The 25,188-nt window shown below is 38.9% G+C and carries 20 protein-coding genes; 3 read left to right on the top strand and 17 right to left on the bottom strand.

Annotation, left to right across the window (positions count from 1 at the left end; genetic code table 11):
* Positions 1–71 precede the first annotated feature (71 nt).
* The 4 genes from DV740_RS00355 to clpX all read right to left on the bottom strand — a co-directional run bounded on the left by DV740_RS00355 (position 72) and on the right by clpX (position 4,783).
* The gene (locus DV740_RS00355; protein WP_117698943.1) at positions 72–518 is read right to left on the bottom strand and encodes a signal peptidase II; all 447 of its coding nucleotides are present in this window, start codon (positions 516–518) and stop codon (positions 72–74) included.
* 72 nt (positions 519–590) lie between these two features.
* Entirely contained in the window at positions 591–1,550 is a 960-nt protein-coding gene (locus DV740_RS00350; protein ID WP_118087235.1) for an L-lactate dehydrogenase, read from the bottom strand.
* A gap of 72 nt (positions 1,551–1,622) precedes the next feature.
* Positions 1,623–3,311 (bottom strand): S8 family peptidase, encoded by a 1,689-nt coding sequence (locus tag DV740_RS00345; RefSeq protein ID WP_117698945.1) that lies wholly within the window; start codon positions 3,309–3,311, stop codon positions 1,623–1,625.
* 29 nt (positions 3,312–3,340) lie between these two features.
* Positions 3,341–4,783: an ATP-dependent Clp protease ATP-binding subunit ClpX gene (clpX, locus tag DV740_RS00340; RefSeq protein ID WP_117698946.1), complete on the bottom strand. Its 1,443-nt coding sequence runs from the start codon at positions 4,781–4,783 to the stop codon at positions 3,341–3,343.
* Between the two features lie 242 nt (positions 4,784–5,025).
* On the opposite strand from clpX, the gene DV740_RS00335 reads away from it, so the two are divergent.
* Both DV740_RS00335 and DV740_RS00330 read left to right on the top strand, forming a co-directional pair.
* Positions 5,026–5,271, top strand: coding sequence for a hypothetical protein (locus DV740_RS00335; RefSeq protein ID WP_117699110.1), 246 nt, complete (start codon positions 5,026–5,028; stop codon positions 5,269–5,271).
* Between the two features lie 32 nt (positions 5,272–5,303).
* Complete coding sequence (locus tag DV740_RS00330; RefSeq protein ID WP_117699109.1) at positions 5,304–6,071, top strand: prolipoprotein diacylglyceryl transferase; 768 nt, start codon at positions 5,304–5,306, stop codon at positions 6,069–6,071.
* A 145-nt stretch (positions 6,072–6,216) separates the two neighbouring features.
* On the opposite strand, the gene gatB is transcribed toward DV740_RS00330, so the two are convergent.
* From gatB to DV740_RS00280, 10 genes are all read right to left on the bottom strand, one after another.
* Positions 6,217–7,647, bottom strand: a complete 1,431-nt coding sequence (gene gatB, locus DV740_RS00325) for an Asp-tRNA(Asn)/Glu-tRNA(Gln) amidotransferase subunit GatB (RefSeq protein WP_117699108.1) — start codon at positions 7,645–7,647, stop codon at positions 6,217–6,219.
* 14 nt (positions 7,648–7,661) lie between these two features.
* Positions 7,662–9,125: an Asp-tRNA(Asn)/Glu-tRNA(Gln) amidotransferase subunit GatA gene (gene gatA / locus DV740_RS00320; protein ID WP_118087234.1), complete on the bottom strand. Its 1,464-nt coding sequence runs from the start codon at positions 9,123–9,125 to the stop codon at positions 7,662–7,664.
* 15 nt (positions 9,126–9,140) lie between these two features.
* Complete coding sequence (gatC, locus tag DV740_RS00315) at positions 9,141–9,437, bottom strand: Asp-tRNA(Asn)/Glu-tRNA(Gln) amidotransferase subunit GatC (protein WP_022242659.1); 297 nt, start codon at positions 9,435–9,437, stop codon at positions 9,141–9,143.
* Between the two features lie 12 nt (positions 9,438–9,449).
* Positions 9,450–11,195 (bottom strand): aspartate--tRNA ligase, encoded by a 1,746-nt coding sequence (gene aspS, locus DV740_RS00310; protein WP_118087233.1) that lies wholly within the window; start codon positions 11,193–11,195, stop codon positions 9,450–9,452.
* Positions 11,196–11,600: 405 nt separating this feature from the next.
* A complete protein-coding gene (locus DV740_RS00305) occupies positions 11,601–12,122 on the bottom strand; it encodes a nitroreductase (RefSeq protein WP_022242657.1) in 522 nt (173 codons plus the stop codon).
* A gap of 3 nt (positions 12,123–12,125) precedes the next feature.
* Positions 12,126–13,022 (bottom strand): DUF3658 domain-containing protein, encoded by an 897-nt coding sequence (locus DV740_RS00300; RefSeq protein ID WP_118087232.1) that lies wholly within the window; start codon positions 13,020–13,022, stop codon positions 12,126–12,128.
* The gene (locus DV740_RS00295) at positions 13,023–13,514 is read right to left on the bottom strand and encodes a low molecular weight protein-tyrosine-phosphatase (RefSeq protein ID WP_118087231.1); all 492 of its coding nucleotides are present in this window, start codon (positions 13,512–13,514) and stop codon (positions 13,023–13,025) included.
* Between the two features lie 713 nt (positions 13,515–14,227).
* Complete coding sequence (locus DV740_RS00290) at positions 14,228–16,324, bottom strand: hypothetical protein (RefSeq protein WP_118087230.1); 2,097 nt, start codon at positions 16,322–16,324, stop codon at positions 14,228–14,230.
* Positions 16,314–19,781 (bottom strand): hypothetical protein, encoded by a 3,468-nt coding sequence (locus DV740_RS00285; RefSeq protein ID WP_118087229.1) that lies wholly within the window; start codon positions 19,779–19,781, stop codon positions 16,314–16,316. Before DV740_RS00285 ends, DV740_RS00290 begins: the two co-directional genes overlap by 11 nt.
* Positions 19,782–19,887: 106 nt before the next feature.
* Positions 19,888–20,886 (bottom strand): helix-turn-helix transcriptional regulator, encoded by a 999-nt coding sequence (locus tag DV740_RS00280; RefSeq protein ID WP_118087228.1) that lies wholly within the window; start codon positions 20,884–20,886, stop codon positions 19,888–19,890.
* 241 nt (positions 20,887–21,127) lie between these two features.
* On the opposite strand from DV740_RS00280, the gene dcm reads away from it, so the two are divergent.
* Complete coding sequence (gene dcm / locus DV740_RS00275; RefSeq protein ID WP_118087227.1) at positions 21,128–22,375, top strand: DNA (cytosine-5-)-methyltransferase; 1,248 nt, start codon at positions 21,128–21,130, stop codon at positions 22,373–22,375.
* Positions 22,376–22,390: 15 nt separating this feature from the next.
* Here dcm and DV740_RS00270 read toward each other — a convergent pair whose 3' ends face one another.
* The 3 genes from DV740_RS00270 to DV740_RS14700 all read right to left on the bottom strand — a co-directional run bounded on the left by DV740_RS00270 (position 22,391) and on the right by DV740_RS14700 (position 25,010).
* On the bottom strand, positions 22,391–23,266 hold the full coding sequence (locus DV740_RS00270; protein WP_118087226.1) for a hypothetical protein: 876 nt from the start codon (positions 23,264–23,266) through the stop codon (positions 22,391–22,393).
* 5 nt (positions 23,267–23,271) lie between these two features.
* Positions 23,272–24,699, bottom strand: coding sequence for a Sau3AI family type II restriction endonuclease (locus tag DV740_RS00265; RefSeq protein WP_118087225.1), 1,428 nt, complete (start codon positions 24,697–24,699; stop codon positions 23,272–23,274).
* Positions 24,700–24,866: 167 nt separating this feature from the next.
* A complete protein-coding gene (locus DV740_RS14700) occupies positions 24,867–25,010 on the bottom strand; it encodes a hypothetical protein (RefSeq protein WP_158561482.1) in 144 nt (47 codons plus the stop codon).
* Positions 25,011–25,188 lie beyond the last annotated feature (178 nt).

The raw sequence follows: 25,188 nt of genomic DNA, 5'->3' as shown, positions 1-25,188 counted from the left end.
GAACGAATTTGATTAAGAAAAATGGGATTGCTTCCTTCGGTATTATTACCGTTGGCTGCAATCCCGTTTTCTTACCTGTATGCAAACAACATAGAAACTGCTGCTCCGATAAAAATAAAGAAATCGGAAATATTAAATACAATTCTTGAAAAGCGTTTCCACGGTGTATCAAAGCGGATATAATCCACCACATGCTTCTTATGAATTCTGTCCCAGAGATTGCTTAATCCGCCGCCAACCATCATACTCATACCGGTTTTCAGTCCTGTATTTCCTCTTCTTAATACAAACCCATATATGGTCATCAGTCCTGCCATGCATGCACTGTGTAACCCCAGCATAATTTTCGGTTTCTTCGCCAGAAAGTTCAATGCAGCTCCATTGTTATAATATTTTTCAATTACAACCGGAAGCTTTGGAACTCTTTTTTCTTTTCCCAACGGCTCCTTCTTATCAACCCGCTGCTTGATTCCTTCATCCAGCCCGAAAATAGATGCCACCAGTAATAAATATTTCATGGAAACTCCTCCTTCTTTTGTTCTACCTGATTCCTTCTGTCCTTTTCTTTCTCTCTTTCTGCTCCGCCTGCTCTATAATTCTATGTCAGCAATCACATCCCGCAGTGCTTTTGCTGACGCATGAAGCCTTGCCCGCTCTTCTTCGTCTAATGACACAGGAAGAATCTGCTCCACGCCACCGGCATCCACCACTGCCGGCATGCTCAGCACGATATCAGAAATGCCATATTGCCCATGCATCAGACTGGACACCGGAAGCACCGAATGTTCATCCCTGACAATACATTCACAAATCCGCTTAATCGCCATTGCAATTCCATAATAGGTTGCCTGCTTACACTCTATAATTTCATAAGCACTGTTCTTTACTTCTTCATATATACGCTTCGTATGACTTTCATATTCCTCATAGCCACGCAGCTTATAAATCTGTTCCAACGGAATGCCGGATACATTGGCAGAACTGAATACCGCCACCTCACTGTCTCCATGCTCTCCTACAATAAATGCATGCACACCACGATTGTCGATGCCAAGCTGTTTTCCCAGCATATTTTTTAACCGGGCAGTATCTAATACTGTTCCGGAACCGATTACCCGGTTTTCCGGAAAACCGGATAATTTCAATGCTGCCAGTGTCAGTATATCCACCGGATTTGATACGATGAGTAATATGCCACGACACCTTCTGCTGGCAATTTCCGGGATAATATTTTTGTAAATGGCTACATTTTTCTTTACCAGCTCAAGCCTTGTTTCTCCCGGTTTCTGGTTTGCTCCTGCCGTAATGATAATAATGTCGGCATCCACAATGTCATCATAACTGCCGGCATATATTTTCATCGGTGCGGCAAATGGCATTCCATGGCTGATATCCATGGCCTCTCCTTCCGCTCTTGCTTTATCCACATCAATTAGAACCAGTTCGGAAAAGAGCTTGCTCTGCATCAGTGTAAATGCAGTGGCAGAGCCGACAAACCCACATCCGATAATGGCTGCCTTTCGTAAATCAATTGCATGTTCCTGCTTCATCTTTACCCTCCTGCTTCGTGTTTTCTATATAGAATCCCACAGAAGCAGTTATTCTATGCAAACAAGAACCTCCTATGTCCGGCGCAACTGTTCGAAGGTCTGATAGAGATTTAAGGTTCCATATCCCCATTCCCGGTTCGGATAAACTCTGCTTTCTAACCGCACCGCACCGCGGATAAAATCATTTTTAATTTCTGCATTTGTAATATCAGTATTATAACCACGCTCTACTGCCCATTCCAGATACAGTGCTGCAGCTCCTGCAGTAATTGCCGCTGCAATGCTGGTACCACTTCTTGCCTCAAACCGGTTGCCCGGTGCCGGTCCAATCACATTGACACCCGGTGCTGCAAAATCCGGCTTTACCAGTCCCGATGCAGTGTATCCTCTGCTGGAATTCAGATAAATACTGTCATTTCCTGCATTGTATCCACCTACTGTCATCGGTGCAGCTGCATTTCCCGGCATGGTAATTGTCGTATCCGGATTAGAACGAATAAAAGAAATATCACCGGCAATCAGTCCGGTAATCGGAAGCCACATGTGATATCTTCCTTCTATACTGTAATCGCCATTTACCTCAATCGTCCAGATGCCTCTGGTGGGCCGGTCAAACCGGATATAAATAAGCTGATCTCCTGTGGCAGTGCCAACAATGTGGTAATCAATGATAACCTGTGTATTTTCAAATACAAAACGGTATACCTCTCTGCCATCCTGCTGCACCCGGACACCTGCCGTCCGCTCTCCCGTTGGCGATATAATCCGCACCGAATAAAGCTCCGGAGCCTTTGCCCACATTTCAATATGGAAACCCGCCACTGCATCTTCCACATCTACTTCTACCACATCACTCTGCTGCCCGAATGCAACTTCTCCGTAATAATGATGTCTGGCAGTAGCTTCATTCCCTGCTGCTACCACAACTGCCGTATTCCGCTTGAAGGAAACATAATTAAGATAATACGAAATCACACTGTTTCCACTGTGATCCCCGGAATTGCTTCCAAGCCCAAGATAAATCACCAGAGGGCGGCGATATCGTTCCGCCAGTCTGGTCAAATATGCCACCCCCGCCATAATATCATTTTCCTGATAAGCCTTTGCACCTTCCGGAATATAATAAAAACGCCTTAAATATTTCTTTGCCGGCTTCAGCTTTACCATGGCAATCTGTGCATAGGGTGCTACTCCGGCAAATTTCTCCGAAAGTTTTTCACTTCCTGCCGCAAGACCTGCCATAAAGGTACCATGTCCTTCTTCATCCCGGTGAGGTACTACCCGAAGAGGTGCATCTGTTAACAATGCCATATCGATCTGTTCTTTTGTATATTCCGTTCCATAGAGGAATCCCTCTGGTGTATCTTCACTTCGAATGCTCTGATCCCAGATTCTTAATATACGGCTACTGCCATCGGAATTACGGAATACTTCATTCTGATAATCAATTCCGGTATCCACAAATCCAATCAGAACACCCTGCCCTCTCAAAGCAAGATTTGGCTGACTCTGTACCCTTATGATTCCGCCTGCCTGCAATGCCTCTTCGTCTAATGTGGTAAAACATTTTGGAATTGCCGAATAGGTATACTGGTCAATATCCAGCTTCGGCAAGCCTGCACTCTGCAAATAGACTACATTAAAATCTTTATCAATATTCTGGATACAGCCTCCCGGAAGATATTCATTTTCAAGGCTCAGATAGGAAACCAGAAGGTCGTAATATTCTTCCGAGTATGGTGCGTCTTTACAATCTTCCATATAAGCTCCGGCACTTATTTTCTTTTATTTTATTCGTTTACCGGTAATGCTGCCACTCCACGCATAGTGATAAGCGGACCGCCCTTTTTCTCAATATAATCTCTTGTAATCGTTACCTGGCCGATGTTTTCGTCCTTTGGAATCTCATACATGATATCTAACATAAATTCTTCGATAATAGAACGGAGTGCTCTTGCTCCGACCTTCTTCTCCTTTGCTTTCTCTGCAATTGCCCGCAGTGCATCCTCTTCAAATACCAGATTGACTTCGTCTAATGCCAGAAGCTTCTGATACTGCCTGATAATAGCATTTTTCGGCTCCTTTAGAATACGGACCAGCATATCAACAGTAAGTGATTCCAGGGTAAAGAGAATCGGAAGTCTTCCGATAAATTCCGGTATCATTCCAAACTTCTTTACATCTTCTACCGTTACTTTCTGTAACAGATTCTCATCATTATCATATTTATCCTTTAAATCTGCCTGGAATCCAATGGATGCCTGCTTATTGAGACGTTCTTTGATAATCTCTTCAATATCCGGGAAAGCTCCGCCACAGATAAAAAGAATATTCTTAGTGTTAACGGTAACCATCGGAACCATGGCATTCTTGCTGCTGGCTCCCACCGGCACTTCCACTTCTGCTCCTTCAAGAAGTTTTAACATTCCCTGCTGCACGGATTCTCCGCTGACATCACGCTGGTTGGTGTTCTTCTTCTTGGCAATTTTATCAATCTCATCAATGAAAATAATGCCATGCTCTGCCCGCTCTACATCATTATCTGCAGCTGCAAGCAATTTACTGACAACGCTTTCGATATCGTCTCCGATATAACCTGCCTCAGTTAAGGAAGTCGCATCTGTAATTGCCAGCGGCACATCCAGAAGTCTTGCCAGTGTCTTCACCAGATAAGTCTTACCACTTCCGGTCGGTCCAATCATTAACATATTGGATTTCTCGATTTCAATATCATCCATCGTATCGGTTGCCACACGTTTATAGTGATTGTAAACTGCCACAGACATTACCTTCTTGGCATATTCCTGTCCAACCACATATTCATCCAGGCTTGCTTTAATCTTATGTGGTGCCGGAATCTTCTTTATATCTAATTTCGGAGCTTCTGCTTTCTCCTCTTTGGTTTTCTTTTTCTTAATCTTCTGGCTCTGCGGCATAAAGCCCTGCAAATCTGAAAGATTAATCATGCTGATATTGGGCATCTGACCATTTGGTATAAAATCACCCATTGGAAATCCAGAGTTATTCATGCTGTCGAAGGTTCTCTGCATACAGTCTTTACAAATGCAGATATTATTCGGAATCTTTATCATCTTACCGGCAACACTTTCCGGTCTGCGGCAGATGTAACAGATTTCTTCGTATTCATCCTTCTTCTCATCTGTGGTCTCTTTCTTTGTCTCTTCTACAGTATCTATATTTTCAAGTTCTCTCTTGTCTTCATTCTCTGTCATATCTGATTCTCCTATTCTCTCAAATCTGTTTTAAGATTCTAAAACATTGCTTTTATTATAATTCAAGCCGGTTTTAATCTCAACCTTCGCAGCCATAATTTTATAAAATCTTCATATATGACAGAACCTGATATTTTTTACTATTTTTCAAAATTTGCAACCAATATTTGACAGTCTCCCTATTAAATGCTAAACTTTCAATGTAATTTATTAGATTTTTATAAACCAAGGAGGACATGAAAATGGGTGTCGCAGCATTAGTTTTAGGAATTATTTCCATCGTTGTTGACGTAGTTACAGTAGGTGTTTATGGCTGGATCGGAGCAATCTTAGGTCTTATCGGTACTATCTTAGGCGCTGTTGGACATAAGAATCAGGCTAAATGTGCTACAGGTGGTCTTGTATGCTCTATCATCGGATTAGTATTAGGCTTACTGCTTTACATCGCATGTGTTGCATGTGTTGCATCTGTTGCAAGCGCATTCTAATATTTGTTTTTTGAAAGGATACATGGAAAAAGATGGCACTTTATCTGAATATTCTGGGATTTCATATCCCATCTTATGGATTTATGATCACACTTGGAGTGATTACGGCAAATCTTTTTGCCCTGTATCCGCTCAGAAAATATAAGCTTAACTTCGATGATATGCTTATATTAGAAGCTTACACATTACTTGGCGCCTTCTTAGGCGCCAAGCTTTTGTATCTATTCATTTCTTACCGGGACATTGACTGGTCCCGTATGTTAGAACCCCAGTATTTTAATTACATTATGCAGAGTGGCTTTGTATTTTATGGCGGACTGATTGGAGGACTGCTTCTTTTTCTGCTGGCCGGAAAAATACATCATATTGACTGGAAGCCTTTTATCATTCACCTGATTTATCTGATTCCATGGATTCACGGTTTCGGACGTATCGGATGTTTTCTTGCCGGCTGCTGTTATGGAATTCCATATGATGGACCTTTTGCAGTACAGTTCCCGGAGCATTCCATTGCGCCATCTGATACTACGCTGTTTCCAGTTCAGCTGGTGGAAGCAATCTGTCTTCTGATTCTTGCTGTCGTACTTGCAATACTGGATTTAAAGAAATCTTATCCGCACACGATTGCCATATATTTTATTGTCTATGGTATTCTGCGGTTTCTGTTAGAATATGTCCGCTATGATGCCGTCCGCGGTCATCTCTTTGCCTTATCCACCTCCCAGTGGATCAGCATTGGATTTGTAGTTGGAACCATATGCTATCTTATCAGAACTTCTGTTTCCAGAAAAAAGGCATAAGTTTGGCTTCTCTTTATTGACAGACTACAGTAAAAACATAAAAATCCTGCAACATGACAGGTATTTCTGATACCTTCATACTGCAGGATTTTTTATACATATAAGGAAAAGCTTGCATGCATTCCCTGTTATTTATAACACTTCTTTATAACAGTTCTTTCAATATCTTATTTACCATTCCAGGATTTGCTTTGCCCTTCATGGCTTTCATGGTCTGACCTACCAAGAAACCGATTGCCTTTTCTTTCCCATTGCGGTAATCTTCTACCGACTGAGGATTTTCTTCAATGACTTTTGCAATAGTATCCCGTAATGCACCTTCGTCATTTACGGTCTTAAGTCCATTCTCTTCCACATATTTATCCGGATTAATATCCTTAGCAAAAATCTCTTCAAAAACTTCTTTTGCTACATTGCCATTGATGGTTCCGGCATCGGTAAGTTCGATTAATTTTGCCAGATTCTCCGGTGAAAATGCAATATCCTCCGGGTCTTTGTTCTGCTCCTTTAAGATACGCATGGTTTCGCCCATCAGCCAGTTGGATACTTTCTTTGGCTTATTACAGATTGCTGTGGTTGCTTCAAATACATCTGCCATCTTCTTTGCAGAAGTCAAAATATTAGCATCATATTCCGGAAGGCCGAATTCATCCTGATAACGCTGACGTTTTGCTTCTCTTAATTCCGGCTGGCTGTCTTTTATGCGTTGTAACCATTCATCACTGATGACGATTGGAACCAAATCCGGTTCCGGAAAATAACGGTAATCCTGTGCATCCTCTTTGGAACGCATGGCATAGGAATATCCCTGGTCATCATTCCATCGTCTGGTCTCCTGAACCACCTTTTCGCCAGACTCAATCAAATCAATCTGTCTTGCTGTCTCTGCTTCAATGGCTCTTGCAATTGCTTTAAAGGAACCGATATTTTTCATCTCGGTACGGGTACCAAATTCTTTTGCTCCTGCTTCACGGACAGATAAGTTGACATCTGCACGCATGGAGCCTTCCTGCATCTTACAGTCGGATGCACCAAGATACTGCACAATCATTCTCAATTTATCAAGATAAGCAATGACTTCCTCTGCAGAACGCATATCCGGCTCTGATACAATCTCAATCAAAGGTACACCGGAACGGTTATAGTCTACTAAAGATACATCTTCCCAATCGTCATGTACTAATTTTCCGGCATCCTCTTCCATATGAATCTCATGGATTCCAATGGTTTTCTTTCCATCTGCTGTTTCAATCTCAATTCCACCATCATGGCAGATTGGAAGATAAAGCTGGGAAATCTGATAGTTCTGAGGATTGTCCGGGTAGAAATAGTTCTTCCGGTCAAATTTACAATACTGGTTGATTTCACAATTCATGGCAACACCTACTGCCATGGCATATTCTACCACCTGTTTATTTAAAACCGGAAGAGAGCCCGGCATACCGGTACAGACCGGACAGGTGTGTGTATTTGGTGCACTTCCGAATGCAGTAGAACAGCCACAGAAGATTTTGGTCCTGGTTGCCAGTTCCACATGGACTTCCAGTCCGATGACGGTTTCATACTGTTTACTCATAATCTTCTTTCCTCCTATTCTGCTGCTAACGGGCTGTGCTGATATGGTCTTGTCTGTTCAAAGGCATATGCGGCACGGATGATATTCTTCTCCTTGAAGCAGTCTCCAATCAACTGCATGCCAATCGGAAGACCTTTGCTGTCAATTCCGCAAGGAAGACTGATTCCCGGAAGTCCTGCCAGGTTCACCGATACAGTATAGATATCGCCTAAATACATTTTCAGCGGGTCGCTTAAGGACTCTCCTAGCTTCGGAGCGGTGGTCGGTGCTGCTGGTCCTAAGATAACATCATATTTTGCAAATGCTTTATCAAATGCCTGCTTAATCAACGCTTTCGTACGCAGCGCTTTCAGATAATATGCATCATAATAACCGGAGCTTAAAACAAAGGAGCCTAACATGATACGACGTTTTACTTCTGCTCCAAATCCTTCGGAACGGGATTTCTTATACATATTATGAAGTCCTTCATATTCTTTGGTACGATAGCCATATTTTACTCCATCAAAACGTGCAAGGTTGGAGCTTGCTTCTGCATCTGCAATAACATAATATGCAGGAATTGCATACTCTACCAGACTTAAATCAAATTCTTCTACAATAGCACCTTTTTCTTCTAACTTCTTAGCTGCTGCAAGAATTGCATCTTTTACTTCTGCATCCAGGCCTTCTCCAAAATAATCTCTTGGAATACCGATTTTCATTCCTTTTACATCATCTACCAGTGCACTGGTAAAATCGGTTTCTTCCCGCTTAATAGAAGTGGAATCTTTCTCATCATAAAAAGTAATTGCTTCTAAAATAGCAGCACAGTCTGTTACATCTTTTGCTACCGGTCCAATCTGGTCTAAAGAAGAACCATATGCAATCAGTCCATAACGTGATACGGTTCCATATGTTGGTTTGATGCCGGTCACACCACAGAATGCACTTGGCTGACGGATAGAACCACCAGTGTCTGAACCCAATGCATAAAAGCATTCTTCTGCTGCTACTGCCGCACAGCTTCCACCGGATGAACCGCCCGGTACATGCTCGGTATTCCATGGATTTTTGGTCTCTCCAAAAGCAGAGGTCTCTGTGGTACTTCCCATGGCAAACTCATCCATGTTGGTCTTTCCAAGAATTACTGCCCCGGCTTTTTCCAGATTTAATACTGCTTCTGCGGTATAAGTCGGAATAAAGTTATATAAAATTTTAGAACTGCAGGTGGTCAGCATTCCTTTTGTGCACATATTATCTTTGATTGCAACCGGAACTCCTGCCAGCGGTCCTGTCAATGTGCCGTCATCAATGAGCTTCTGCACTTCTGCCGCATGCTTCATTGCACCTTCTTCATCTACGGTAACAAAACTGTGTACCGCATCCTCTTTTGCTGCAATGGCATCTAAGGCGGCTCTTGTAGCTTCTTCTACTGATACTTCATGGGCTTTGATTTTCTTTCCAATCTCTACTGCTGTCAGTGATAATAAATTCATCTTCTGCCGCCTCCTTTACTGATCTACGGTCTTTGGTACAACAAATGCCCGGTCTCTGCGCTCCGGCGCGTTGGCAAGGGTATCCTCGCCGCCGTCACCATTGGTTACTACATCTTCCCGGAATACATTATGCACCGGAAATACATGGGACATCGGTTCTACACCGGATGTATCCAGTTCGTTTAATTTATCAATATAATCTAACATGCTTTCCATGTCTTTTTTTGCTGCTGCTTTTTCCTCTTCGGAAAGCTCAAGCTTTGCAAGGATTCCAACGTATTCCATGGTTTCATCTGAAATCACATTTGCCATTGTTTTTCCTCCTTAATCACGTACTTTGATATGAACTTCTCTTAACTGCTGCTCGGTTACTTCGTTTGGTGCTCCGCACATCAAATCCTGTGCATTTCCATTCATCGGATAAGCAATGACTTCACGGATGTTATCCTCGTTACGCAGTAACATAATCATACGGTCAATGCCAGGAGCCATTCCTGCGTGTGGCGGTGCTCCAAACTGAAATGCATTGTATAATGCTCCGAATTTATTTTTCAGCACTTCTTTATCATAACCTGCGATTTCAAAAGCTTTCTCCATAATCTGCATATCATGGTTACGGACTGCACCGGAGGAAAGCTCCACACCGTTGCAGACGATATCGTACTGGTATGCTAAGATGTCCAGCGGATTCATGGTATTGAGTGCCTCTAAGCCGCCCTGTGGCATGGAGAATGGGTTATGGGTAAATCCGATTTTCTTGGTCTCCGGGTCACGCTCGAACATTGGGAAATCATTGACATAACAGAAACGGTATGCATCTTTCTCAATTAAATCCAACTTCTCGCCTAATTCATTTCGAATCATGCCTGCATAATATGCGGCACGCTCTTCTTTATCTGCCATGAAGAAAATGGTATCTCCTACTTCAAGGCCTGCCAGCTTTCTGAATTCTTCTTTCATGTCATCCGGGATAAATTTATCAATCGGTCCCTTATAGCTTCCATCTTCTAATACTTCCAGATATCCTAAGCCGCCCATACCGATTCCGGTTGCAAATTTCAAAAGTTTCTCATGGAAACCTTTGGACATCTCTGCATGTACACGGATGGCTCTTACGGTCTTTCCGATAAATGGCTTAAAGGTACATCTCTGGAAGAACTCTGTCACATCGATGATACGAAGTGGGTTCCGAAGGTCCGGTTTGTCACTTCCGAACTCTAACATTGCCTGCTTATAACTGATGATTGGATACGGTGCTTTCGTTACTTTGCTGCCTTCCGGTGCGAATTTCTCAAAGGTGGCAGAAAGTACTTCTTCACCAATCTTAAATACATCTTCCTGGGTTGCAAAACTCATTTCAAAGTCAAGCTGATAGAACTCTCCCGGTGAACGGTCTGCTCTTGCATCCTCATCACGGAAACATGGTGCAACCTGAAAATATTTATCAAATCCGGATACCATCAGAAGCTGTTTGTACTGCTGTGGTGCCTGTGGCAATGCATAAAATTTTCCTTTGTATTTTCTGGATGGCACGATGTAATCTCTTGCGCCCTCCGGAGAAGATGCACAAAGAATCGGAGTCTGAATCTCTAAGAATCCCATCTCTGTCATTTTCTCTCTTAAGAAAGAAATTACCTTGGAACGGAAAATAATATTGTCTTTTACTTTCTGGTTTCTCAAATCCAGATAACGGTATTTCAACCGGACATCCTCACGGACTTCCTTACTGGTCATTACTTCAAATGGAAGCTGTGTATAAACCTCTCCTAAAATATCTACGCTCTTTGCCTCTAATTCAATGGTTCCGGTCGGAATCTTTGGATTGTAGGTCTCTTCATCTCTTTTTTCAATCAGACCTTCTATGGAAACTGCCTGCTCCTTGCGGATTCCCTCTAACAGTTTTCCATCCCGGATTACAATCTGCATTACTGCATACATATCTCTTAAATCAATAAAGGATACGCCGCCATGGTCCCGGATATTCTCTACCCAGCCTGCTACCCGAAGTGTCTTTCCAATGTCGTTTTCGCTTACCTGATTTAAGGTTACGTCTCTGTAAATGTTGCTCATCTTATCTACTCCTTTTCTGATATGATTGTCAGCCCGGAGTATAAAAATAACCCCGGAATACTGACTCGTATTCCGGGGCGAATAATCTTCTTATCCGCGGTACCACCCGCATTGGAAAATGAATGCTTCATCTTCCCTCTCTTCGTGCGTAACGTGCACTACGTACTGACCTACTGTAATTCAGCCAATCGGCTCCAGAGTGTTCCCTTTGCTTTCTCTTCCAAACAGCGCTCTCAGTCGGTGACGCTGTATTCCTGTCGGTCTCTAAAAGTAAGAGTCTCTTTCCCAGCTTTTGCAACTATATCTCCTAGTTGTTGACTATGATAGCACTGCTTTTTTTGTTTTGCAAGTATTTTTTACAAATCTGATGCTATTTTTTCACTATGTCCTTTATATTGTCCAATTTTATTTTATATAATGAACATAATCTGTTTTTCTCGGAGCTGCGTCTTTTGCCGGTTCTTTTGCATAGCCGATGACACAGTTTCCAATACCTTCGTAATCTCCTTCAATGCCAAGTTCCTTTAAAATTGCTTTTCCCTCTTCCCGCTCAAAAGTTTCTTTTGCACGGTGAATCCAGCAGCTTCCAAGGCCTAAGGAATGTGCTGCCAGCATCAGATTGCCCATAACGAGGCTTCCATCATAAAGATAGGTAGGACGGCTCTTATCTGCTAACACCACCAGTACCACCGGTGCTCCATAAAACGGATCGCCGGTTGTTCCCATAATCTCAGCATTTACCTTGGAAAGTCTGTCCCTTACTTCCTTATTGGTAACTGCAAGTATAATCGGAGACTGCCTGCCCATTCCGGTAGCCGCATAGGTTCCGGCTTCCACTACTTCTGCAATCAGCTCTTCCGGCACCATATCTTCCTTATAACCTCTGATACTTCTTCTTGTCTCCATTGCTTTTATGATATCGTTCATTTCTTACTGCTCCTTTCTGATGCTTCGGCGGAAAATTTCATCCGCCTCTTTTACTACTTCTATCTCTCCGGTCTCAATCATATGTTTGATGCGGTTCATATACCAACTGTCACTGATTCCAAGGGGATATTTTAACAACAGATTTCCTATGAGTCTTGCCTGTATGATTTCGCCCTCCGGCAGTTCTCTTCGAATCAGGAAATCATAAAAATCATCTTTTACGCCCACCAGACAGCCATTTATCAGAACCCGAAGAGGTGCATCCTCTTCTTTAAGTTCGTCCCATCTGGATGCAAATACTTTCTGCTCATGCTCTGAAAGTTCCTTTTCCAATGGGAGGAATCGATAAAACTGTCCGGCATCTACTTCTCCCCAGGAAGAATAACGTACCGTCGTATTTTCCTCTTCTCTTACAAAATCCGGCAGACGTACCACGGATATCGCACATTCATATTTCCGCAGCACACTGACTGCATGGCAGAGTCCGCACAGGGAATAAGGCTTGTTGCTGTACCAGATACGGAAAGATTCTCCCTGCTTTGCAAACTGCTCCATCCGCTGCAGCTCTTTTACATAGGTTTCCACTGCCTGCTCTAATTCTTCCCGCCCCTCTTTCTCATCCTCATTCCAATAGACACCATACTGCTCTAAGATTATCTTCTTCCGATATGTACCATCCAGCGGTTCCCTCAGGCTGCCAATGTCCAACATAAATGGCAGTATAATGACCTCCGCAGAAGTTCCGCCAACTGCTTCTCCTGCAAACATGTCTTCAAAGGTGGCTTTGTCCGGCTTTTCCCCAAGCCATGCGGTTGGTCCATCCTCATAATCTGGCTGCTGATAGTTCTTCGCAAGCTTCATGGCTACGCCTTCACTTTCGCCAAATAAGATTTCTATCATCTACACTTCTCCCTGCTCTATGAGATATTCTAAAAATGCTTCGCATCCGCGTGTTACATCCGCATAGGTTTTATCGAACCTGCCGCTGTACCATGGGTCAGATATTGCTGCCTGCTCTCCGGCAAAGGAAAGCAGCATGGATATTTTACCGCCACGATGCCCGGTTATCCGCTCTATTCCACGGATGTTGCTTTCGTCCATCCCTATGAGGTAATCATAAATCTCATAATCGGATTTTGTCAACTGTCTCGCCCGCTTGTCCCGAAAATCGGTCTCCGGCGTATTCCCGATTCCATGCTTCTTAAGCTCCGCCTGCGCCGGCGGATAAATCGGATTCCCAATGCCATTCCAGATTTCTTCGGTGCTGGTGGCAGCCGAGGCTATCTCGAAGCAGTCGGTGAGCCCTCGTCTGGCGACGAGGTCCTTTAGGATGAATTCTGCCATGGGGGAACGGCAGATGTTGCCTAAACAAATGAAGAGAACTTTTATCATAGTTTTGTTTACTCCTTGTTTTGTCCTGGAATGCCCTGTTTTGCGATGGTTTCCGGGATTTGTGTAGTTTGCTCTGAAATTACGGATTGTGGTAAATCAGAGCAGAATTGAGCAAGTTGTTACTCTCTGTTAGTAGTAAAGTTGGTAGTAAAATGGGTTTGGGTTACTACTAAGGATTTTCTATAACTCTATTGATGCATTTAATATCGCATGATCTGAGACTATGAAGAAAAGTCTGTAAATAATAATCTTCTATAATAATGATTGAACTGGAAGCACTAAATTGGAGCTTCCAGCTCTTGTTTTATATATACGACATGATTTCGGGCATGTCAAGAGCGGACGTTAAAGACGTCCTTCTCATCATGCATACAGATTCCGGATATAAGAACGGTCTCTATAATGCAGATATGGGCAGAACCTGAAAAAGCGGCCCCGCTATTTTTTATGCTCTTGTTTAAATAGCCTTCCGTCTATCAGCTACCCATCAACTAAATTCCCACGCCAGAAAATACGTCAACATCCAGAAAACAAAGCCTTTTCGCTAACAGATACATAGAAAAATTGTTAAATCATCAACTATCCATCAACTAAATATATGTACCGGCATTCCTATCAAATACCCATCAAATAAACACACGCCGAAAATATCAAGTTTTTCCGGCATAATATACCGCTAATAAACTGGTTTTATCAAATACCCGTCAAATAAATTAGCACTGTTCAATATATTCTCTCAAATACTTAAACGGAAATGGAAGAACCGTATATTGACTATTACGCACAAATTCTACTGCCATCAACGGAAGAGCCTCCTCATATTCAAGTTCTTCTCCCAAAGAAATCACCTTACGCATACAACAAGCATTTGGATATGCTAATCTCTTACTCTTAGCCCCCACATAATATACAAATGTACGTCCATCTAAGTAGTCTTTCTCATTGTATTCGTACTTGATGTTTAAGAGATTTCCAATTTGGTAAGTCGCTTCAAATTCCCCTTTTCTCAGCTCGCCATCAATCCAGACTCCATACTTTTCATGTAAAAACCTATTGAATTTTGATGCAATCCCTGTGCGCATATTTAAAATCTTTTTCATTGCTTTCTTGGTAATCATTTCTGTTTCTGCAGCCACCTTACTTTTCCATTCAGAAATGCATTCCCTTGAATCAATATTATCTTTTTCAAAATCATCTATTGCTTCCAATAATAATTCTTTTGAAACTCTTTCTTTTGCATCCGTTTCCATAAGTGTATTCATTAATGCTGATATATTAGGCAATGTCTTTTCGCGTGTTAACAATATGGCATGAATATTATCAATATCCGAATACATTAATCCTTCTACCGGATTCTGTGAACCACGATGTTTGTCTTCTACAAAATCATATGCATAACAAATCTTGTTCCACTCTTCTGCTTCATCTTGATTACTATCACAAAATGTATCAAATTTCATTTCACCATTGCAATCAATTTCCAAACGATAATATTGGAAATAATTGAGTGCCTTTTTATTAACATGATTTATATGCGCTGCATTTTCACCGTATTTTGTTTTTATCTTCTTTCTAAGAACAAAGGTCCAATCTTTTCCAGAATCAAGTCTTTCCCAATCAAAAATTGAAATCATGCGTTCTCTTACATCACCTTTTATTATAAGTTCCTGAACAATCTTCTTTATATCTGGAGAACTTCCCTTTGTATTTGTAAAATGCTCGGCCTCTTCTGTTATATGCTGTACAATATATCCTTTTAAGTTATCACTGTGTGGATCATGCGTCTCATTTTCAGCATAATATTCACCATCATGAATGATTCTGATATTATATGCTTCTTCCGAAAGATTTCCTACCGCTGCCTTTACATGATAATACTTCTCCAACTCCTCTTGGAGCTTTGCTACAATATCCTTTGATACTTCAGAGTTATTTTCATCTACAATTACAACACCCTTTTTCTGTAACATTTCACCATATTCAAACTCTGATATTCCCCTCTTTTCCAAATTGGAGATATCAAATTCTTGTGCATCTTCCCTCTCCACAATGTCTATGGACATATATTTAGAAAGATTATCATTCACATCTCTTAAAAACTGCTCCATTACGCCCATCTTACTTTTCCTAAAATGTGCAATATCAGATATATCAAAATTATCTACTCTAAAGTGATTATGCGGCAAGGAACCTTCCTTGTATGTAATGACATTGGTATCTGTCTTTAATTTTTTTCTAAACTCACCAGTCTTTGAATCTATTACATACAATCCGTTACTTTCTCGATCATATCTCTTGAAAGTTTTATGTTCCAAATTGAGATACATCCCTGGATCAATAACAATCTCCAAGAATCTGATAAAATTCACCTTACCTGTTAATTTATCTTTATGTCTCCATGATGGGTCATGATAGAAAAGCTTACCTGTGAGATTATTATACATAAAAGCCTCATGCTTAGGCGTTCTCATTGAATTTATCAGGAGTTGTGCAAGTAATCTGTTTTCAAAATAAAAACATTTATTGCACTGCTCGCTATCAAACAAATCAATCTTTTGGATTTTTACATCCTCATACTCTTTCATAATACTTTCTTTAAATTGTTTTTCTGTCACCTCACCCTTACGGAACAGCACCAATGCAGTTGCGCCAAAGGTCCACTGAACTGCTGCCGCCTTAAATTCATATACTGCCGAATCTAAGATATTGTATTTGTAATAATCCTTATTAGACTTCTCGACCCTAAAAATATCAAAGTCAGCATCAATATTTTCTATATTGTAGGTAACATTAATTCTGTTAGTTAACATTTTCGAAATCCTCCTTACAAATCATATGTAAATTTTCATAACAAACTGTACCATCTTCTCTTATAAGCATCGGAATCTCCACCAAGCACTGATCCACTATGGCACTCGGCTTGTAATTTTGATCTGATACAACATTTATGATATAAACCCGTTTAGCCCCTATAGCCTCCAACTTTCTCAATATATCTTTTCTGATTTCGTCTCTATCCTGCACATATGTAAACTTCCAATTCTTAAAATCAACATACACATCATCAGATAGCTTATAATCGAAGAATTCAAAATATTCCGGCACTGTTATTGGTGATAATTCAATTCCCAATTCTCTTTTCAATATAAACTTACCAGCCACTTCGCCCAATGCACCTTTATAAATATTATGAAACAACACTGGACTAAGAAGATATTCATTCATTTCAAATTTCAATGCATATCCCATTTCTTCAAAATGAGCTTTCATTCCGGGATATCTAAGTATCGCCTGCAAACCGGATTCCTTTTCACTCATTTCATAAATAGCAACTTCATCAGAATTCCCCTTTATTTTAGCTCTTTTACTGTTTTTAAATGCCACCTTGTCGTTTCCAAAATCTATAGTAACATCATTGAAATCTGAATACTGTGAGTAAATATACTGGTTCCGCTTTTCTCCACTTGTAATATAAAGTTTTTGAAGATATTCATTATTCTGCCAGTCATATGTACTTGCCGTCGGATACTGTAATACCAACGACCTTAACTGTTCCCACAACTGCATACTTTCAATAGTCCAATCCTTTGCCAACATTCTTCGAATCGTCCAAAGACCAACCGAGGATATCTTTTCCGCCTTATTAAGCATAAGGTTTTCGTCCGGAAGATAATCCTTTCCAATTGTCTCTCGCATAGATACAATTGCTTTCATTTCAGGTGATAATATACGTTTATTTATTTCACCAACATACAATTTCTCTAACAGTTCCGACTCAACAAACAAGTATATATTAGGACTCTTTACAAATGTTCTACACATACGCCCCACTGCTTGTAAAACCATTCGGCTAGCTTGCACAACTACACTCTTTAACTTATACAACTTGTTTAAAGTGAATTGGTCACTTCCTGTATAAGAACGAAACGCAAGCTTTAACATTTGGTCCTTTTCAGAATAATTCATTTCACCGTTCTCGTATAATTCCTCAATTTGAAACAACATCTGCAACAAATCATGAGATGTTATTGTCTCATCCTGATATGTATTTACTGTCATATTAGTTATATTTCCCAGATACAATGCATCGAAATCCTTATATAAGAATCTCTTGTCACCTTCGGTAAACTCTCCCAGTTGAACAACTTTTTTACCTTTCAGAATCTTATATTGTAAATTCTGTCCAGCACCTATAGTCTGATAAGATGACATAACAAATATCTTTTCTCCACATGACAATCGCTGCTGCAATTCTTCCTTATCCTGTTCAAAATTGTCGCTTTTCAAGAAACAAACACTACTATTACTCTGCTGTGTTTCCATCTGAGAGTATTCAAACAACTGCTGCAGAACGCCTTCATCCATGCCGGGATTGTTCTTTTTCGGCAATGCCATTCCCAAGTACAACATTGATTGAATATCTTCATTCCTATTAAAAATACACATTGATTGAAGTACATTGCAGTATCTTATTATCTGATATTCGTTATCTGTTATATTGGTGATAATGTTTGAAGCATAACGTGCAAATTCTGCATCCATAAATGTTTTGCAATAATCCTCTGCATTGAATCCTTGTATATTACTGCTGATTACTTCCCCATGTACATTTATCTCGCCATCTGCATAAGCGCTCCATCTTTTTTCTAATGCAGTTCTTGTTTTGTCCTTTAAATAACCCGGCGTCTTATGAAACCTGTCTTTTAACCGCTCCTTCAAATATCTCAAATCATAATTTCCAACAACTGTATCAACTTCAGCAGTTGCCGATATCCCAAACACAGTTGCTTTTCCTGCAAGGTATAACATGATTTTTTCAGGAGTATCATATACCTTAACAAATTTAAGATTTGTATTGTCATGATGAGAATCATTATCCTCAAATTCATAATACTCCATGCCAACTTGATAGAAGCTTCTATCCTCCAATATCAGTTCACGATTATTTCTAATCATTTGGCAAGTTTCACCCATCAACAAATCTCTTTGCTTATTAGTTAATTCTAATCTTTTTAGGATTGTACTAATAGCATTCTCCAAATTCATCGCATCCATGATACCGCTTCTGGAGCTATTTATAATTTCCATGTAATTTCTTGCCCATTCTATAGAAAATAACCTAAAATGCAAAAGAAATACATTAATCTCACGCAATAAGCTATATAACACAATATCCTTCTCTTTGTTTCTGTTCTTGAAAAAATCATCTTTCCCCTCAAAGAAAACATCAATACGATTGTCTTCTTTATTTAAGGATGAGCGGATATACTGTGCCCCTTCTTTTAAAACCGTATGGAATGAACCATCATTAAACAAGAAAATCTGTCTCTGATCCACTAAATCTTCTTTGGTTTTTATACTTAACCTTACATGATAATTCTCTGCAATTTTTCTTGCTTCATCCATTAGTGTTGTAAATGTATTTCTATTCCCTGATTTTTCAACCTCATCCATAGCTTGTCTCATACTGGAAGAAAAATCGTTTGGATTCAAAGTACGATATATCTGACGAAACAACTGTATATAGTCTTCCTGCATTGCCAATGACTTATCAATCAGCTCACTTTGTATAGTATCCTTCGTTGCATCAAATTCATCAATAACAATTACTGCGTTTTCTATTAAATCCGAATTCAAAAACTCATAACTGGAATCAATAAGAATAGAATTTCTCTTCATAAACTTACTGACACTCATTAATATTATTTTGTAATCGTCTGTAAATACTGCAGGATATAATTTCCCAATCCATTTATATTTAGCATCAGTTCTAATAGCATTTTTTCGCTGTGTCTTTGTTTGAAATCTATTCTTTAAACGTTTAGTAATTTCATATCGAAGCTGCCTGTCCCCTTCTGTTATTCTGTCAGCCAATTCTTTTATATATTCCTTATCAGCATATCTTTTTTCCACAGCATTACGATAAAGGGAAACATCCTTGCATAATTTAAGATACGCATCCGTTTTCATTTCCTCCGGCACTTCAATCCCAAGAATTTTTTCTACAACCTCATCAAAATTAGAGCGTAATCTCAATACATTACGCTTATAAAGCTCCTCACTCCCATATGCCGCCCTCAATGCATCTTCTGGTAAATTCTTATTTAAAGTTGTCAGGTAAATGATTTTGGTATCATCGCCAATTGAATCTGCATACTCTTTCATTGCCTGTGCCGAATCAAAAGTCTTTCCGTTACCAGTCGGTAATTCGCACAGATATAAACCATGCTCTTGTTGTTGCATAACATCTAATAAATAATCTTTCAAATTTCAAACCTCCTCTATTAGTTTGCTCGTGTCCCATGTGAATGTTATTAGTAAAATTATATATAATTTTACCACGAAGTGCAAAAAGAATTGCCGCATATTTGCGTCAATTCTTTTCTTCATAGAAATTCATATTATGTTGCAACAAATTAATTATATCTTCTTTTACATTCTGTGGTTCCACAACTTCTACAGATTTCAAGCCCAACAACCATCCAAGCAGAATAACCGAAGGCACTGCAATAAAAGTTACCAACAACTTGTCTTCTGAATCTTCAGAAATTGTAATTCGTTTACCAAACTGATCTATAAATGCTCCAACCAAAGACTCCGGAATCCTTACATTTATTACCTGCTCTTTTCCTGAGAACATGCCCATTCGCCTTGATACATATGTATTTGCATTAAAACTCCTGAACTGGTTTTTTCCTTCTCTCGGAATGTCAGACAACTGAATATTGTCAAGCTTATCCACTCTATAGTTTCTTTCGCTCAATACACCGTCCGTTTCTTTTATATCATAACCGTACAAATAATATCGGTCATTCGCCCATATTAATGCCCAGGGATTCATGTTATATCTTCGTTCAGACTTTTTCACCAGCTTTTTATTTTTATCCCAACCCATATAATCAAAACTAATCTGGACGCCTTTTACCAAAGCCTCCTGAATAATATTTACATTGTAGAGAATTTTCTTATTCTCCGCTTTTGCAATGTTAATACCTAACACACTTCTGTCTAAGTCTTCAGCATCATAAGCACTCATGGTACTCTTTAGTTTATCAATCATTTTGGTTGCAATACTTTTCTCAATAAAATTAGATGCATTGACAGAGTCAATGATAAGCTTCATCTCTTCCTTTTCCAAAAGTCTAGTTCCGATAAAGTAGCGAGCATTCCTTCCACGACTAGAAATCACATCTACACCCAATTCATTTCTTAATTGCTTTATATAGCGTAGAATACTGTCTTCACTGCAAGAATAGCCTTCAGATTCCATATATAACAATATATCCTGCATAGAAATCTGATGCTGCTCGTCCGTATATGTTGTGAGAATTTTATATAATGCCAGTACTCTGTTTTTACTGAAATCATTCATGCGCCAACTCCTGCTTTTTACGTATAATAATTTGTATTATAAAATGTACAGATTTCTCTATCGATTCTAACACATCTTCTAATGATTTTCATTTAAAAACCTCACTTTTGATCTTGATTCTGAATTCCTTTTATGGTACTATTAACAAAGCTAAAAAATTTACTCTTTACATTTCAATAATTATATAGTACCATAAGTTAAAACGAACGATCGTTCGGCCAAATAAGGAGGTGCCTTACAGATGGAAAAAACTATATGTGAATTATTTGCAGGCGTTGGTGGTTTTCGTTTGGGAATGGAACGTGCTAGCAAAGAATGGACCACTGTATGGGCCAATCAGTGGGAACCTGGAAAAAAAACACAACATGCATTTGACTGTTATTGTGCACACTTTGGCAAATCAATTAACCATGTTAACAAAAACATTTCAGAAATTGAAAAATCTTCAATTCCTGACCATAACCTGTTAGTTGGTGGCTTTCCATGTCAGGATTACTCTGTTGCGCGAACTGGTGCAACTGGAATTAACGGGAAGAAAGGTGTCTTATGGTGGGATATAAGAGATATTCTTGAAACAAAATCTCCTAGTTTTGTTATTCTTGAGAATGTAGACCGATTACTAAAATCACCAGCAAATCAGCGTGGAAGAGACTTTGGTATTATTCTTACTTGTTTCAACGAATTAGGGTATAATGTAGAATGGCGCGTAATTAATGCTGCTGAATATGGTTTTGCACAGAGAAGACGACGGACTTTCATTTTTGCATACAAAAATGAAACCAATTATTCAACTCATATCAGCAAGTCAGTTGCTAGACCAGACTGTATTTTCAACAATATTGGTTTCTTTGCTCATACATTTAAGATTGTTTGTGTATCTAATGATGATATCAGAAGTACCGTATTAACTGAATCTGACTTAGCCGATGTGACTGAACATTTTTCATACGCTTTTGGCAATGCTGGCTTTATGTATAACGGTACAATTTACACATGTGATACAACACCTATTTACGAAGAATCTACAATGCTTCGTACTCTTCTTAATAAAGATGTTGAAGAACGCTTTTACCTTGGCAACAACCTTGATAAATGGAAATATTTAAAGGGCGCAAAGAAAATAGAACGTACCAGTAAAACTGGTCATACCTATACTTTTTCTGAAGGTCCTATTGCGTTTCCTGACCCAATAGATAAGCCTGCACGTACAATGTTAACAAGCGAATCTAGTCTCAACAGAAGTACTCATGTTATTGAAGATCCTCAAACCAAACAACTCCGACTTCTTACTCCAATAGAAGCTGAGCGTATACAAGGATTCGATGACGATTGGACCAATACAGGAATGCCTGAAAAATTCCGCTACTTCTGCATGGGTAACGCATTAGTTGTTGGGCTTATCACTCGCATGGGAACATATCTCAATACAATATTTGATAAAGAAGCTACTCCTGTAGAAACTGATAACAAAACCCGAGAGGCAATGTAGTCTCTCGGGTTATTATTATCTTGATTCTATATCGACATTAATCACTATTTTATCGGTCACCACAGAGTAATCACTCTTTTTTATCATAGGAACTCCCCTACTCTTTTGGAATGCATCAAGTAATTTTGACAACTTAACATTTCCTTCTAAATAATTAAGTATAAATAGATTTGCTGCACTTGAATTTGTTCTACCACTAGATAACTTGTATTTATCTTTCTTATCTATAACAATGTTTTTATAATAATACTTACAATCTTCATTCTGAAACAATAAATCCACCAATTTAATAAAACCTTCAAATGAAATTACTTGATTGTTCCCAAGATTTATCCATCCCATCTTATCATTGAGTGTATACCAAACATCTTCTTCCAATTGCATAGTATACCACTCTAGCTGAATTTTCTCATTTTTTTCAATCTTTTCTCCAACTTTGCTGATTTTTACTATTTCACAATCATAACTCATCTTTATTTTTTTATATTCATGCATATAACCCATTCTAAAAAATAAAGCAGCTACGTACTTCAAATAAGCATTATGATTTCTAGAAATATCATCTAATATATCCCATATAGCACCAAAGGATAAATCAATTGCATACTCTCCTGTCTTCAATTTAACTTTTGGTCTAAAATCTAATGGCATCTTAGGATTTTCAGTTGATTCCTTACCTGGATACTGAATATATACTTCTTCTCCCTCCATTGTTTTATACAACATTATTCTTTTTTCTAGCTTATCATACTTCAACTGTTTTCTCTCTAAGGTATTAAATGTATCAATATTCCACTGTCTTCTTAATAATGACTCTTTGTTAATTGTTTTCGCACTATAGTCTGCCTTTAAAACAGCTATCAATTCTTCATTCGACAATAATTTTGCCATATAAACTACCCCTCCTTAAATTCATCTTTTAATTGTGACAAAATGTAATGATTATTCAACCAGAAACACTGTTTTGGATACTGTCTACCATCTGGCAATTCATATGTATCCTGTGCATTTTGAGCATGCGGTCTCACGTGGCAAACCGGATTTTCTGAAGCATTAGGAAAGTTGTTATAATTCTTTCCATTACGTTGTTCTATCTGTAATCCCTCTATGAGCACCTTCTTTGTCCTATTCCACACCTTCTGTACCTCATTTTCTAAATCTACGTATGGAATATTCCAAAACTGGCAACCTTTTAAGCGAAGCACATCATTTTCATCAAACTTGTACACCACAAAAAAGAATCTAGTCTCACTCAAATATGTACCAAACACTGATGTTTCCCACTCTTCTTCTATCACTTCTTTGAATTTGAATGTCGGAAATGACATACTCTCTTTAATCTTGTTGTTTTTGCCAATTCGAATAGTTTTTACAACAATATTAGCCTTTTCAAATTCTTCTGCATGATTTCCCTTAATGCCAAGTATACGATACGCGAGCATTGCTTCAAGATTTTTAGGTTTTTTATCAAATTCGATTTTAAATTCCCTACAAAGAGCTTCGACAGTATAATCCTTATATGAGTTAATCTTTGATATAACATAATCTTCAAAATTACATTCGATTCCATCTTGCATAATAGCTTCGTATGTATCTTTTCCCGGAACAATATAATTGTTCAGCACATATGTCATATATGAATTTTTAAATGCAAATGCTCTTGGTTTAGCAGGCTCATTGCTAAAAGGTTGTTTTCTCCTATCTTTTGATGTTGCTGCTTTAGGCGCAGCTCCCAAATACATCGTATCACCCTCTGATAATTCGTGAGCTTTTCCTGCTTTTATTTTCTCGACAATAATCTCAAAATCATTTTTTATTATTTTAATATCTGCCTCTGGCGGTGAAAACAGTTTTGCATATCCAATTCTATAATCAAGTCGGCTTTGTATTTCCTGTTGATAAAAATAATATATAAGCAAAATCAATCTTGCCTTATTCCACATATGGCTACTTTCAAAACTTTCTTCTATAACCGAAAAATAATCAATCATAGTGATAATCAATCTTTCTTTCGCCACTAGTGTACCATTCTTATTTACTTTATAAGGTGTCACTTTTAATTCTACACCGGCCTTATAAAAATCAGGTCTAGAGTCATTATTACATTGATAATGAAAAAATCTTTCTTCAATAATTTCTCCTAAACCACCTTTTCGTTTTTTATTTTCATGACTAGTTTCATAATCACTTGTTTCACGAACTACAATTGACTTGCCTAAATCATCCTGGTTGCATACATCAGCAAATGTTTTTCCAATTAGTCTTTGCGCATACTTTTCTATCGATATAGGATTTGATTCATCATATTCAACTAAATCATCCAAATTATAACCTTCCTTCCATCTCAACGCGCGTCATTTCCTAACAATAGCTTTTTCTTGTTATATGTCATAGATTTCTCTTCATTCTATTGATAGTATTATACAAAGTTTTTATCAGGGTGTAAACCTGCGTTAACCATAAAAAAAGCAATATAAATACTCAGGGCACTCTATCGTGCCCTGCTTCTGCCACTTTCACCCCTCTCATTCATCTTTTCATCCTGCATTTCCATGGTCTTATCATAAATTCTCTGATAATCCCCATACACCTCATCAAACTCCATCTTTAATCCGCAAGCCTTCAAAACAGCCATATGAAGCTCCAGATTATAGTTATTATCATCCGACAGGAATCGGAACAATTGCTCTGTTGAAATCAGCTTTGTATTCCACTCTCTATTACTTGTGAGTGCTGCACTTGTAATATTTGAGCTGCCAATGATAATACGATAGATTTCATCTTTTTAAAAAATATATCCTTTTGTGTGAAAT

The organism is Roseburia sp. AF02-12 (genome assembly GCF_003461765.1).
In the GTDB taxonomy this organism is placed as follows: Bacteria; Bacillota; Clostridia; order Lachnospirales; family Lachnospiraceae; genus Roseburia_C; species Roseburia_C amylophila.
The sequence above is the reverse complement of the archived record's forward strand: the minus strand, read 5'-3'. Positions and strand labels throughout refer to the sequence as shown.

What these genes read in the sequence shown, in the direction of transcription:
- DV740_RS00295 (WP_118087231.1), bottom strand. Translation starts at nt 13,514, where the DNA reads ATGATAAAAGTTCTCTTCATTTGTTTAGGCAACATCTGCCGTTCCCCC.
- gatB (WP_117699108.1), bottom strand. Translation starts at nt 7,647, where the DNA reads ATGAGTAAACAGTATGAAACCGTCATCGGACTGGAAGTCCATGTGGAA.
- DV740_RS00345 (WP_117698945.1), bottom strand. Translation starts at nt 3,311, where the DNA reads ATGGAAGATTGTAAAGACGCACCATACTCGGAAGAATATTACGACCTT.
- DV740_RS00350 (WP_118087235.1), bottom strand. Translation starts at nt 1,550, where the DNA reads ATGAAGCAGGAACATGCAATTGATTTACGAAAGGCAGCCATTATCGGA.
- clpX (WP_117698946.1), bottom strand. Translation starts at nt 4,783, where the DNA reads ATGACAGAGAATGAAGACAAGAGAGAACTTGAAAATATAGATACTGTA.
- dcm (WP_118087227.1), top strand. Translation starts at nt 21,128, where the DNA reads ATGGAAAAAACTATATGTGAATTATTTGCAGGCGTTGGTGGTTTTCGT.
- DV740_RS14700 (WP_158561482.1), bottom strand. Translation starts at nt 25,010, where the DNA reads ATGGCTGTTTTGAAGGCTTGCGGATTAAAGATGGAGTTTGATGAGGTG.
- DV740_RS00280 (WP_118087228.1), bottom strand. Translation starts at nt 20,886, where the DNA reads ATGAATGATTTCAGTAAAAACAGAGTACTGGCATTATATAAAATTCTC.
- DV740_RS00290 (WP_118087230.1), bottom strand. Translation starts at nt 16,324, where the DNA reads ATGTTAACTAACAGAATTAATGTTACCTACAATATAGAAAATATTGAT.
- DV740_RS00330 (WP_117699109.1), top strand. Translation starts at nt 5,304, where the DNA reads ATGGCACTTTATCTGAATATTCTGGGATTTCATATCCCATCTTATGGA.
- DV740_RS00335 (WP_117699110.1), top strand. Translation starts at nt 5,026, where the DNA reads ATGGGTGTCGCAGCATTAGTTTTAGGAATTATTTCCATCGTTGTTGAC.
- gatC (WP_022242659.1), bottom strand. Translation starts at nt 9,437, where the DNA reads ATGGCAAATGTGATTTCAGATGAAACCATGGAATACGTTGGAATCCTT.
- gatA (WP_118087234.1), bottom strand. Translation starts at nt 9,125, where the DNA reads ATGAATTTATTATCACTGACAGCAGTAGAGATTGGAAAGAAAATCAAA.
- DV740_RS00305 (WP_022242657.1), bottom strand. Translation starts at nt 12,122, where the DNA reads ATGAACGATATCATAAAAGCAATGGAGACAAGAAGAAGTATCAGAGGT.
- DV740_RS00270 (WP_118087226.1), bottom strand. Translation starts at nt 23,266, where the DNA reads ATGGCAAAATTATTGTCGAATGAAGAATTGATAGCTGTTTTAAAGGCA.
- aspS (WP_118087233.1), bottom strand. Translation starts at nt 11,195, where the DNA reads ATGAGCAACATTTACAGAGACGTAACCTTAAATCAGGTAAGCGAAAAC.
- DV740_RS00355 (WP_117698943.1), bottom strand. Translation starts at nt 518, where the DNA reads ATGAAATATTTATTACTGGTGGCATCTATTTTCGGGCTGGATGAAGGA.
- DV740_RS00300 (WP_118087232.1), bottom strand. Translation starts at nt 13,022, where the DNA reads ATGATAGAAATCTTATTTGGCGAAAGTGAAGGCGTAGCCATGAAGCTT.